Annotated in this window: 8 protein-coding genes; 3 read left to right on the top strand and 5 right to left on the bottom strand. The window is 33.5% G+C overall.

Features of this window, described 5'->3' with window-relative positions; genetic code table 11:
• Positions 1 to 4 precede the first annotated feature (4 nt).
• Together pglZ and FA727_RS11525 are read left to right on the top strand one after the other, a co-directional pair.
• Positions 5 to 2,515 carry a BREX-1 system phosphatase PglZ type A gene (pglZ, locus tag FA727_RS11520; protein ID WP_136831110.1) on the top strand — a complete coding sequence of 837 codons (2,511 nt, stop codon included), beginning with the start codon at positions 5 to 7 and terminating at the stop codon, positions 2,513 to 2,515.
• A 126-nt stretch (positions 2,516 to 2,641) separates the two neighbouring features.
• Positions 2,642 to 5,815, top strand: a complete 3,174-nt coding sequence (locus tag FA727_RS11525; RefSeq protein WP_136831111.1) for a DEAD/DEAH box helicase — start codon at positions 2,642 to 2,644, stop codon at positions 5,813 to 5,815.
• A 643-nt stretch (positions 5,816 to 6,458) separates the two neighbouring features.
• Here the strand turns inward: FA727_RS11525 and FA727_RS11530 are convergent.
• The 4 genes from FA727_RS11530 to FA727_RS11545 all read right to left on the bottom strand — a co-directional run bounded on the left by FA727_RS11530 (position 6,459) and on the right by FA727_RS11545 (position 9,974).
• Positions 6,459 to 8,024 carry a replication-relaxation family protein gene (locus tag FA727_RS11530; RefSeq protein ID WP_136831112.1) on the bottom strand — a complete coding sequence of 522 codons (1,566 nt, stop codon included), beginning with the start codon at positions 8,022 to 8,024 and terminating at the stop codon, positions 6,459 to 6,461.
• A 79-nt stretch (positions 8,025 to 8,103) separates the two neighbouring features.
• Positions 8,104 to 8,673 carry a hypothetical protein gene (locus FA727_RS11535; protein WP_136831113.1) on the bottom strand — a complete coding sequence of 190 codons (570 nt, stop codon included), beginning with the start codon at positions 8,671 to 8,673 and terminating at the stop codon, positions 8,104 to 8,106.
• A 195-nt stretch (positions 8,674 to 8,868) separates the two neighbouring features.
• The gene (locus tag FA727_RS11540; protein WP_016201516.1) at positions 8,869 to 9,081 is read right to left on the bottom strand and encodes a hypothetical protein; all 213 of its coding nucleotides are present in this window, start codon (positions 9,079 to 9,081) and stop codon (positions 8,869 to 8,871) included.
• 335 nt (positions 9,082 to 9,416) lie between these two features.
• The gene (locus FA727_RS11545) at positions 9,417 to 9,974 is read right to left on the bottom strand and encodes a hypothetical protein (protein ID WP_136831114.1); all 558 of its coding nucleotides are present in this window, start codon (positions 9,972 to 9,974) and stop codon (positions 9,417 to 9,419) included.
• Positions 9,975 to 10,401: 427 nt separating this feature from the next.
• Here FA727_RS11545 and FA727_RS11550 point away from each other — a divergent pair, with 427 nt between their 5' ends.
• Positions 10,402 to 11,493: a phospholipase D-like domain-containing protein gene (locus tag FA727_RS11550; protein WP_158318840.1), complete on the top strand. Its 1,092-nt coding sequence runs from the start codon at positions 10,402 to 10,404 to the stop codon at positions 11,491 to 11,493.
• Positions 11,494 to 11,701: 208 nt separating this feature from the next.
• Here the strand turns inward: FA727_RS11550 and FA727_RS11555 are convergent, their stop codons facing one another.
• Complete coding sequence (locus tag FA727_RS11555) at positions 11,702 to 13,318, bottom strand: YfjI family protein (RefSeq protein ID WP_136831116.1); 1,617 nt, start codon at positions 13,316 to 13,318, stop codon at positions 11,702 to 11,704.
• Positions 13,319 to 13,325: the final 7 nt, after the last annotated feature.

Consider the following 13,325-nt stretch of genomic DNA (forward strand, 5'->3'; position numbering starts at 1 on the left):
CACAATGAATGTCATTGAACTGTTAAAAGAGCGAATAGAGGACGAGCTATATAAAAAAAATAAGCCGCGCACGGTTATTTTTTGGTTTGACGAGCAAGGAGAATATACTGTTTCTGATTTAGAAGAAACATTAGCAGAGCAACCGATTCATATCCGCCAATTAACGCGAAATAATTTCTTTACGCTTAAATTAGAGATCGAGTTGGAAAAGAAAAAGGATTCTTTTTTACTATATGCTGATTTTGCAAAACCAGCGATTGAAGACAACTTTTTACTGGATATGGAGCTTTACGGTACAGAGTTTAAAGCTGATACGAACGCTTTACTTGCAGAGCAGTTGCAAGTAAGTGATGCTATTTTAAGACCTTTGATTAAGGAGTATGGAGAGTTTTTTAAAAGTGCAGAGCGTAAAAATAAATTAAGGAGAGTTGTACCTCCTAATGCTAGTGAACGTGATATAGAGTATGCAATGTTAGCGGTGCTAACAGGCGCACCCATTGCAAATATGGAAGAAATTACTCGCTATTTATTGTTGCGTGGTTTAAAAGAAGAAACAAATGAAGTATATAAAGCCATATCAAAACGGTTTAGCACGAATCGCATGTGGGAGCTTATTTCGGAATACTTTGGTTTGCATTCAAGTGATTTGACATTGCAGTATTTAATGGAACATGTACTATATGCGCATTTCAAACGTCATGCACAATTCGAAGAACAGTCATTACAAAAGAATTATGAAACAACACGTGGAAATGTATGTGCTTTATTTATTGATGACTGGCTACATACAAAAGAAAGCGAAGTAGAAGTCTTAGAAAACTATATGAAGGAAATCGAACAAAAATTTTCGATAATTGATGTGTTACGCGAACGTCCAATCGAGCTATTTGCTGACATTTCAACTTTCCCAATAATTGACCATTTAATGATAAATAGGCTAACAGCGGAACTTCTTCATCAAACATCCAATTTTGATACTTGGACAGAAGTTTTGAATAGACGGTTGAAGATGCATTGGGCGAAACGAAATGAACGAATCCGAAGCTTGTTAAATGTAATGATAGATGCAGTTGATTTGACAAAGTATAAATTGTACTTGAAGCAATATGATACTCGTGAGCCTTTATACGTTCAATACACAAGTGAACTTTACTTAATTGATCAAGCTTATAGACGCTTTATGACAGGGTTTATTCAATTAGAAAATAAAGAAATGCTTGAAGAACTAGCTGAGCAACTAACAAACTGGTATGAAAATAAATATTTATTGAAAATTGCTCAAGAGACCAATTATCTTTTAGAAACAGAAGTGGTAGGGAAATTAACTAAACAGGCTAAGTTTTATAAAGATGTTTTGCAGCCAATACTTGAGAAAGAATCAACACGCGTATTTGTAATTATTTCAGATGCTGTACGATATGAGGTAGGAGCGGAATTAACATCTCAATTAAATTTACGTTCAAATGGGGTTGCCTCTATCAGTCCGTTAGTTGCGAATTTACCAACGTATACACAGTTAGGTATGGCTTCATTATTACCTCATAAACAATTAACAATTACTGAAAATGGGATAGTTTTAGCAGATGGTCAACCGACAAATGGACTGGCTAATCGTATAAAGATTTTACAAAATGCCCACCCAGAAGCAATTGCCTATCGCTTGACTGATTTATTAGACTGGTCAAGAGCGACAGCAGATGAAAATTTAAAAGGAAAACGTCTCGTTTACTTATATCATGATGTAATCGATGCAGCAGGTGATTCTGCAAAATCCGAACGAGATACTTATAAAGCTGCAGAACGAGTAATAAAAGATTTATCAATTGCTGTTGATCGATTATCTAAATTGCAAGCAAAACGAATTTTTATAACAGCAGATCACGGATTCCTTTATCAGTATCCAAGAATTGAAAATGATATTAAAGTAGTGAGTGTTAAAGGTGAAATTATTGATTCGAATCGTCGCTTTGCTGTTGGTCATAATCTACTTATAGATGATGGGGCTATTAAAGTGCCAGATGATTTTTCAACATTAGAAGGTGTTGAAAAAGTGATTGCTAAAGGCGTAAACCGATTTATTGGTGGTGGAGGATTACAGTTTGTACACGGAGGTGCAACACCTCAAGAAGTAATAGTACCACTAATTGATTATCGTCGTACTTCACAATCGCTTTCTGTTGAAATCAGTGTAGCAATGCCAAAACGTGTAATCACAGGTTACCGTATCCAAGTACCAATATATCAAGAACAAAGTATTTCACTGGAATATAAGGCACGTACAATTAGGGCTGCATTTTACCTGAATGATTTGCGAATTTCAAATGAAATTGAATGGACATTTGATATGGTGGGAGAAAACCATGAACGTACGGATCAACTAACATTTAATCTTGTAGAAAACTATTATCCAACAGGGCAAACGTGTGAGCTAAAAATGGTAACTGTGGAAGATGATAAAGTCATCCCATACCGTGAAACGGAATTTACGATTCATATGTATAATGCGCTTTACTAAAGATAAGCTAGAGAACTGATTATTCCGTTCTCTAGCTTTTTTGTCTTATATTTCTTCTAACAGTATCTGGGAGTTTACTATATAATTTAAACTAAGAGAACGTAAGTAATGAGAGGGATGTTATTTTTGTTAAAGATTGGAGAAATTATTAAAGGATCTTTTTGGCCAGAGATTGTTGAAATTAAGCATTTTGAAGAAATTGATGATGATTTATTTTTAGTTGAATCAATTGGGCGTAAAACAAATAAATATTATGAACAGTATTTAGATAGGGCGCAACTAGCACAATTAGAAAATATTCAAGATGAGGAAAGTTCATTTAATTCTGAAAGATTGCAACACTATCTAAAATATTACATATTAAAGACAGAGGATAAATTTTCGAAGTCTCGTGCGCGAGGAAACAAAAAGATTATCCCTCTCCCACACCAAATTGAAGCAGTGTATAGCCGCATGTTACAGTCACCTCAAGTACGATATTTATTAGCAGATGATCCGGGAGCAGGGAAAACGATAATGTCAGGAATGTTAATACGTGAGTTAATTGCAAGACAAGCAGCAGAGCGTATTTTAATTTTAGTTCCCCCTCTAGTATTGAAACAATGGCAGGAAGAGCTAAAAGATAAGTTTGGTGAAGAGTTTACCATTGTAAATCGAAGTTTATTAAATAGCTCAAGTGAAGTAAATCCATTCGAATCACATGACAAAATAATTGCATCAATTTATTGGGCTTCACGTGAAGAAATTAAAGCATTTATTTTAAAAGCACAATTTGATTTAGTAATTGTTGATGAAGCTCATAAAATGGCTGCCTATACACATGGCGTCAAGAAACGTAAAGTGAATCGTACGAAAATTTACCAGCTTGGTGAGAGTTTACTTCGTCATACAGAGCATTGCTTATTACTAACGGCTACACCCCATAAAGGAGATAAAGAAAATTTCCGACATTTAATGAGTTTGGTAGACCATGATATTTTTTCACGGTTAAATACAGGTGATTCTATATATGAAAAGAGTAATCCTTTCGTTATTCGTCGATTAAAGGAGACAATGAAAAATTTTGATGGTACACCGTTATTCCCGAAAAGAACAACAACGACAATTACATTTGATTTAAGCTATGGTGAACGTGAGCTTTATGAAGATGTAACTGCATATGCACGCGAGCATTTTAATCGAGCAAAGCAAAATAATAAACCAAACGTAGCATTTGCGATGATGATTTTGCAACGTCGCCTAAGTTCATCGCTAGATGCCATTTATTTATCACTTAAACGACGTAAAGAGAAGTTAGAAGAGTTATTAGAATCTGAGTTAACGGCCAATAAATCAGTTGAGCCATTTGAATACGACGAACTTTCAACAGAAGAGCAAGAAGAAATAGAAATTTTAGTTGAAGGAGAAACGGATGTTATTGATATAGAGGAACTAAAGCTAGAAATAGAGATTCTAGATGGTTTAGTTTATAAAGCAGAGATGCTGGTAAATCAAGATATTGAACGTAAATACTTAGAGCTTGAAAACACATTATTTGGTCCGGATGGATTGCTTTCTAAAGGAGAAAAAATCCTCATCTTTACGGAATCAAAAGATACTTTATATTACCTTGAACGAAAGCTCCTACAGCATGTCCCTGAAGTTACAAAAATCGTTGGGAACTTTTCGATGGATCAACGTCGTGAACAAGTCGAGCGATTCCGAAATGATGTACAAATCATGCTTGCTACAGATGCCGGGGGAGAATCTATCAACCTTCAATTCTGTAATCAAATGATAAACTATGATATTCCGTGGAATCCAAATCGTTTGGAGCAGCGTATGGGGCGTATACATCGGATTGGACAAAAAAATGAAGTGTTCATCTTTAATCTTGTTGCTAGAGATACACGTGAAGGAGATGTACTGATAAGGCTACTTGATAAGATGGAACAAATGCGCACAGATTTAGGGCAAGATCAGGTATATGACTTTATTGGTGAGGTGCTTGAAGAAAATAATATTGATTTATCTCACTTAATGGAGGAAGCAATTAGCGGACGAGAAAATTTAGATAAGCTGATTGCACAAATGGAAAAAACATTATCTGAAGAACATGAACGATTATTAGAATTAGCAAAACAAGAACGTTTAGATGATTCCAGTTTTGATTTACCGGGTGCAAGACGGGCTTATCAAGAAATTTCAATTAGTAGTATGCCATCGCGGGTCTATGGTGAGTTTGTAGTAAAACAGTTTGAAGAAACACGAATTAAAGTAAATATCTCCAATGATGGTAATACAGTTCGAATTGATCGTTTCCCTAAAAATATTCGTGAACTAATTAAGAAGCGAAAATATTCTTTAAGAACTGATGAATCATTACGGTTTACATTAAGACCAGATAAACAAACAGAAGAGTTATTTATATTACAAAATGACCATCCATTAAAAAAATTAGCAATGGAATTAGCGAGTCAAGAGTTACAACAAGTGGCTTTACCAATTTGCACAGTAAAAACACATGTTAGTGAACCATTAACATTAGAAATTAGCCGTATTAGTGTAGTTGATGGTACAGGACGAGAATTAGAACAAGAGTTAATGTTATTAGCTAAAAGAGAAACTGGTGAGTTCATTCAAGTAGATTCGTATTTTCTATTCCAAAAGCAATTTGAAGTAATCAATACAGTAGGTACAGAAGATAAATCATTTAAAAAAGAATCGATTCTTCAAGCGAAAAAGATACTTCAATCTGTTCAAATGAAACGCGATGATTATTTAAATCGAAAGAGTACTTATTTACGACGTTCATTTGATGAACAAATGCAAACATTACAGGAAAGAGTAACTAATTATTTAAGTGATAACGTAAATAATAAAAATAGCGCATTAATTAACCAAACCTATACTCAAATTGAAGACTTGGAGGAACGTAGTAAAGATCGACTTGAAAATATTGAAAGAGAAAGAAGTATTCAGTTACAGTCCATTAAGCCGATTACACAACTTCATGTACAACCAATTTTAAGTGCAGCACGTGTTATTCCAAAAGATTTCGTAGAAGTTGTAAAAGAGTATGAATATCAAAATGGACGATTAAACATCCGTGTTAAGAATGCATTTGGCTTAGTTGATTTCACGAGTGAAGAAGCAGAGGGTAATACACGGTTTATTTTATTAACACCGTCTTTAGAGTTGCTTTCACAACAATTGGAATTAAATGATTACCGCGAATTAAATGGATCGGTATATGTTTATGTAGTAAATCAAAATAAAATTGTTGAAGAATTGAAAATGGAACAAATCATTGGAATCTAGTTAGAGAGAAAGTTATTTGATATAAAAACTTCATTTTTCTCAAGAAGAGGTATTAAATAATCTAAAAATTTGAATCAATGCTTAGTAAATATTTATTTGATCAATTGTAGAGAAAGTAAATAATATTATCGAATTAATGCTGGTAAATTGAAAATTAGATTAAGAGTGCGAAAATAGATATTATAGCACTCTTATTTTATTCAGTTACATAAATTGTCTGTTAGCAATAAAACCTTTTAACGAAATGCACAAGGTAAAGAGAGTACACTAAAATGGAGAACTTTTTAAGATGAATGCGCTGATAATACATATGTTAGGGGGAAATCCAGAATAATTGCTAACAGCGGATGTACATAAGGTAAAGAGAGTACACCAAAATGGAGAACTTTTTAAGATAAAATGCGCTGATAAGAGAGATCTTAGGAAAAAACCTATTATAAATGCTATCAGCCGGATGTTTATAAGGTAAGAGGGTACACCGAAATGGAGAACTTTTTAAGAGAAAATGTACAAAAAGAGTACTTCATGGATAAAAAACCGTTCAACTACTACCAGCCAGCGAGGTGTTTACAAGGCAAGAGAGTACACCAAAATGGAGAACTTTTTAGGAGGAAGTATATACAAAAGCCAGTTATTCATAAGACTAGAATAACTGGCTTATATCGATCTGCTTCTTATTAGCATTGTAAAGAAGGAGTTTACCGTTGGATATTTCATCTATAGCAGCGAATACTATATTGTCTATATTCATTCCGTTGTTATCAACTATTTCGTTTGTTATCTTATTGGTGTTTACTTTCTTTGTTTTCCGAATGACATCATTAACTAGTTCTTCTTTTCTTTTATACAATGCCAAGATCTTTGCAGTGTATTTGAACCGACCATTGGCTGTAGGAACTGCATAATATGCCAACCTCTCCATGTCTTTTACGTTTCCTTCTCTAATAAATACAGGAATAAAGTATTGTTCGTATTTATCTTCTGTATCCTGATAGTATCTAAACAAAAAATCTGGAATAAAGTTTAGACTGTTTGTCGATATGCCAAGAGTTGGATAAAAGTGTTTACCGACAACCATAAACTTTAAATTTTTCCAATTCGGTTTCAACCCTGCCTTAATTAAAGTGATAAATGTTTTTTTGTAAACTTCATAGGAATATGATTTTATGTTATTGATCAGTTCTAGATATACTGCTTCAACAACTGTGTAAAATCTTTTCATACCGGTAACATAAACCTCAATTTTCCAGTCTTTGTAGTCGTTCATATGAGCAATTTCATGTTTTAGGTTGGCAATACGAATGTCTTTGTTGCTATGGATGTTCTTGGTTATTACCACATCACTATCATCCATTAAAGCGAAGATGACTTTGTGGTTATGCTCTCTATCGTTCTTAGCCAACTCTTCATATCGGTACAGTTTTCCTTCGATAGATCTAACATCATGCTTTTCGATTATCGTATTGGTATGATCACGTTTAGTTTTTATTTTTTCATTTCCACTATCCACTTCGATGTAGAGGTATGTGTCCCTAATTTTGAATATCCAATCTGGTATTAATCCAGTCTTTTCACCAAGTTGATTATTAATAAGGGTGAATTCCTGTGGGACAAAAGATTGCAGCACATCTAATTCTTTGTGTCTGTCGATGAATGTAGCCTTGTACTGTGATAACGATTTTAATGGAGGAATAAAATCATTACCGAAGTTTTGTTTCTTAAAGATAATGATAGGTTCTTCTAACTCTTCATCCTTATCTTCTCTGAACGGAATAACATATTTTCCTCCATCAGCAATATAAAAAGGCTCTTTTTGACTAACGCATTTTAAAACTTCTATAACAGATTGTTTAATAGCGAGGGTATGATCTAAGTTGCTTTTTGCTTGATATTTCAGTTTTTCTTCCATACCCAAGTAGCCGAGTTTTTTGAGAATTGTTTGGCCTGCAGGTGTTAAGTTGATAATTGCCATTTCATATCCATTTTGCATTTTTTCTTTACTTTTTTCTACAATGTTAGCATTGTCCCAACGACTCATTTTTCTACGGAAAGCAGCATCACTTATATGTTTTAAGAGAGAGTAAAATTCATAAAACTGAGGTTGTGATAATATGCCCTGTTCGTTCAAGAAAAGAAGTGCGTATATATCGACGCTTTCTAATTGAATACGCCGTTTTTTCGATTTAGATAAATAATAATATACTTTCAAATGACTATTCTCCTTTTTTCCTTACAAAAGATAAAGGCACACTCCTTAGAGGAAAATGTGCCATCGGGTTATTCGTTCTCTATGAAGTTAGCAAGTGTTTGTTATACTGCTTTAAAAACTCATAAAAGGTGTTATTATCCATTTCCTTTATGCTTTCACATTCGCAATTTTTTTGTTGACTGTTTTCTTTATTGCTAAGGGATCTTGAATTATTGATGGCTTTTTTATCTTCAATAATTTCTTTGATAGAGAAGGTTTGACTGAAGATATCTATATTCCATTCGACATATACATTTGTGAATTTACTCTTTGCCTTCTCAATTTCAATATGGTCACCTAAAAATATTTTGTGGCTTACCTCAGTTTCAGTCTCGAAAAGATCGATAACATTTTTAAGTGAATATTCATGAATGAATCCAAGCCCAGAAAAACAGTACATGCCTTCCCCTTTCCAAGATATTTTCAAGGAAAGGTTTTCATCAATATCTTTGTCCTTCTCATCAATGTAATTTTCATCTATTAAAAATTGCAACGCTTGCTCTTCTAGATCCTTAACATTTGTTACATAAAATTTTCCTTGATAATTCTCTTCATTAATTAGCATTAGCTCTTCGTAAAGCGCATCATAATCCTTTTTATTTAATATCACATAGATTCCTCCAATATATTTTAATCAAAAATAAAAGCCCCATAATGACGTTTAAACGCAATAGTACGTTTGTTTAAACTCAGCAATGGGGCTTTCCCTTATTCCGTTTTAAATTTATATAAATTACACGTAACGACGATTTTATGAATGGTTTAATTAAAATGACATGTCACTTAAAGGAAGTTAAAAAGTGTTTTACTTTCTTCTGCCGGAGAACCACCTATCCCAAAGTTCTTGAAATAGTGTATTTCTTTTTATCATGACAACATATCCAATTGCAAGCATAGCAACAGCAACAGGCTGAACAGGGAGGCCAACGAAAATGTTAACAACAATTGTATATGTCAGAGCCACAGTAAAACAGATACCTAGGATGTTAGCGTATAGTATTATTTTGTTGAAGTCCATGAGCTGTCCTCCCTTAAATTATATCCTGACTATATTTCCCGATTATAAATCAGGAGCATCCTAGTAACAATCTAGTAAAGGTTATTGGATGCGATTAATTTGTGTAGGTTTAATTTATATCAAAAAGGTCTTTCTTTTTCTATATAGTCGGCATTTAAAAGGATTGTCCATATGGCACATAAACCATTGATATTACTGGTATTAGACAAAGAGATAGTATATTCGTTGAACGGACCCCTATAACGGATATACTTCAACGTGCATAGTTCTCCTTTTTGTTGCTTGAAAAGCTCGCTTGATCTAGCTTTAATATGCTTCTTTACACTATAAGTTTCTTATTGGAAATTGCCATCATATAAATCTAAAAAGGTCTCAAGTGCTTTGTTAACAATAAACTTCTTCTCAAGTCCACTAGTGTTGGCAAAGTCGTCTAGTCGCTGCATTACATGCTCTTGGACTGGAACGTTCAGCTGTTTTGTTAAGGAATCTGTATTCCTATAAGCAGCATGTTCAAACAGAAGTTTTCCAAACAATTCGTATTTTAGCGTTTCAGTCTTCCTTTCATAATTCCCTTTTATATATTCTTCCGCAATTTTCTTTAGGGTGGTTATTTCCTGTTCATTCAAATCGAAATTTTCAAAGGTGGTTTTTGATCTATCTTTTGAATAAGATATTGTCCAAAATTGCTTAGTAAGGATTCTTGGATCAATTTTGGTGAAGTTCCATGCGCCGTTAATCTCACAGGTGGCTCCAACGGCTTTTAATCTATTAGAAACAGTAGAAGCAGCTTTGTAGCCTTTCGAGTTACAGATTTCTTGTTCTGTAGTTCCACCTTCAATTAATGAAATGATATCTTGTAAAGTTGCTTTGTCGATGTCTATCTCTATCTCCATTTTAATTATTCCCTCCTTTCATTTAAAGGTAAAAACATTTTAGCTTGGATTTTAGCTTATTCGAATAGAGAGAATAAAAAAATTTACTTTAGCTTAATTTTCATTAGTTTATTTGTTATTAGAATTAAATAAATAGAAATTTAGTCTTTTCTAATAAATTCAATTAAGTTAGTGGACAACTTTATTTAAGTTAAATACAACTTAATTGAAAGTTATGTATGACTTAGGAAGATAAGGCCTTAATTAGAAGTTAGTACTTGACCAAGATAGACTTTTTTAAGAACTATATATGGATAAAGGGAGAAAGAATAAACAGATTTTTCATTTGATAAAATCCTAATCTCTTTTGAAAACAAAAAGGTTTATAATAATAATTGGTTAAATACCAGAACTTAACCAATTATTATTAGCGATGGAGATGACCTTATTGAGAAAAGAAATCGAAATTACTAATGCAAAAATTGTTATGACTAGAGATGAACTTGGTTACAGTGAGGTCCTAGAGGATTTTTCAACTGCGGAATTTATATACATCGTGACCTACAATATATCCGGTAATAATCCGACATTGCTTGATAAGCTAAAAGAAGCCAGCGAAGATACTGAAATTAAGGTTTTTACCAATATACCGAGCCGATTTAATTCTTATTTTGCTGATTGGGCATCTTCAAAGGCTAGAACTCAAATTAATACGTATCTCACTAGGTTAAACCCTGACCAGTTTAATGAATTTTTTTCGAGCTATTTCGTTTTTAATAATCATGCAAAAATCATTATGACGAATAATATTGCATATATTGGTTCTTCTAATTTTTCATCTGAATCAGCTAATAGTATTGAAGCAGGAGTTATTATTAAAGATGAACAAGCAATATTACAACTAAAAGATATGGTTAATAACGAAGTAGAGTCGCAAGCAGAATCATATTACGCTTATGATATTCTTCCACTAATATTCCATGCTAGAGAACTCGAAGAAATAAGAACCTTCCTTAGTGAAAATATATGGGGTTTATGGGACATGCATGGTGTAGAACAAGGACAATATTATAAAGGAGTTAATATTATTCTTGATACAAAAATTATAGCAGCATTCAAGAATTTAACAGTTGATATAGAAAGTACCCTGTCTGAGTTAATCCAAGAAATTGAGTCAAAAGAGGAAGACCAATTAATTTGTTCAGAAAATGTAGTTATTGAACAAATACTGGATCTAAAAAACACTATTAGCAGTTATGAAATTGATCAAGAAGTGGTTGATTTTCTTGAATTTGATGAATCAAGTTATATTAACAAGGAGATGCACGAAAACGCAATCCTTATGACAGAAGATGTATTAGATGAGTATGTACATGACTTTACGCAACGAGCCTTTGAGATTAAAGACGAACTGGCTACTGAGGCACATGCAGGATTTATTGAATTCGAGTCTTTTTTAACTTCAGCAATTGAGTTACTATCAGCACGAATAGAAGATCTACGCTCCCTAATTAATTATAGAATTGATAATACAAGGTAGTTAAAAGTTTTTTAAAGACATACTAAAAAGAGGGGGAGGATTTTAAAGGAGTTTTTAATAATAATTGTTGTCATAATAATAAGTACTAGTAAAAGTTTATTATATGATTATATGAATTAGGGGAATGAGGGAACTTTAGGATTCTCTCATTCCCTTGTTTTTGAGTAGGGATATCAATAGTTTACAGTATTTTAGGGAGGTTAGGACCTTAATTGCTACCATTTTTCAATAGAGCAGGATTTACTAGGATCATTCCCTTGTTTCCGTATTTACCGCCCTTTACTTGTTTAATATAAGAGTGATATTCAAGCAGGTCATAAGCACGTGAAAACCGATCTTTGCCTTGAATCCTCTTTTTCGTTTTCTGATGAATTGTCTGTTTATCGACTACTAGTTTTTTCTCATTTAAGATTTTATCACGTAAATAAATTGCATCATTGAATGTATCATTGCGTTTCATCACCCCAAATACCTTTTGTGCATGAGTAATGAAGTAATCTTTTAGCAAAAAGGCCTTTTTGCAAATGTCCAGACTGACTTCGGATGTTATTTCCTCCAGATTAGAAGAATCAGCTGAATGAGCAACATGCAATAACCCAGCTACCCGTAAAATCTGGCCAACCAATTTACTTCCCCAAAATCTTAGATGACCTTCGAAAATGCCATTGTCTCTGAACTCTTTTTCAACATCCATAATGAGATCTTTTAAAATGTTTATAGAGTCTTCACTTAACCGTAAGCAAATTGTTTCGTTCGGCGTAAACATCAGCAGCTTTCTAATCAATTCTTTATATGCCCTAGAAATTTCGACTGCTGTTGAAGGAGGAAAAGGCTCACGGAAGCCCTGATTATCGTTTGGCATAGAAAATAGAAACCTTGCAGGTATTCCTCTTTCATGGACGTAGGATGGGAAATTTTGAACTACTGTTGGCTGCGCTACGATGCAGATGGTAAGTAACGGCTCAGTTAAAATTTCCCCCGGTCGTGAAACACGGCCTACTTGGAGGTGATCTCCACTATATCCTTTAAGATAAACATCATGCTTTCCTTTTTCAGCTGGATCATTAAATTTAATAAATAAGTCACCTTCGGGGGACATAATAGAAATTTTTTCGTTATTCTTCTTTAATTCTATAACCAAATTTTCAGAAGTTTCATTATCGACCGTTAGTTTAGGCGCTGAAAGCTCTGGATGTTTTTGCAGTTCGTCGCTGATGCCTTCAATTTCTTGTAGTAATTCAGGATTATTCGTTTTTGCATAATCGGTTTGAAGTTTATCAATCCTTTTTTCGAGAGCCTGCCTCTTTAATTTCCTTTTTTCGATTTTTGGTTCCATCTCTTCATAAAGTTCTTGGGCATATTTATATAAAACTTTCGTCATAGCATTATAAACAGCTGATTTCCTTAATCCCGAAGGTAAAAGTGTTGCTGTATACGTATTTAATGGTTCCTTCCAACCTGTTTTTGGTTCAATTGCGAATTTCTTACTTAATGCAGTCGATAACACTCCAATGCAAACCATCGCGGCTAAATCGATTGGAGTTTGAGTATCGATAGCCACTGCTTTCACCATATTTTGAATGGTGGCTGGAAAAATTTCGATTGGAAATGGAATTGTATCATACTCATCAAAAGTTACAGGCATTGCCCACTCTTCTTCTTCGGATAAAGATGGTTTACTTACACGGTCTGTCTCCAATGCCTTTACGACATCATTAAAGAGTTCAGTATTTCCTTCTGATTTCTTTCTGTTTTCTTGCATAGCCAACTTCTCATCGACTGTTAAATATTCTTTTTGGCTTTTTACTACGTTTTCTTTTGTCATTAGTTAA

The sequence above is a fragment of the Robertmurraya kyonggiensis genome (assembly GCF_005116465.1).
Taxonomy (GTDB): Bacteria; Bacillota; Bacilli; order Bacillales; family Cytobacillaceae; genus Robertmurraya; species Robertmurraya kyonggiensis.

Coding starts and splice junctions, on each gene's coding strand:
- pglZ (WP_136831110.1), top strand. CDS start 5: ATGAATGTCATTGAACTGTTAAAAGAGCGAATAGAGGACGAGCTATAT.
- FA727_RS11540 (WP_016201516.1), bottom strand. CDS start 9,081: ATGGACTTCAACAAAATAATACTATACGCTAACATCCTAGGTATCTGT.
- FA727_RS11545 (WP_136831114.1), bottom strand. CDS start 9,974: ATGGAGATAGAGATAGACATCGACAAAGCAACTTTACAAGATATCATT.
- FA727_RS11555 (WP_136831116.1), bottom strand. CDS start 13,318: ATGACAAAAGAAAACGTAGTAAAAAGCCAAAAAGAATATTTAACAGTC.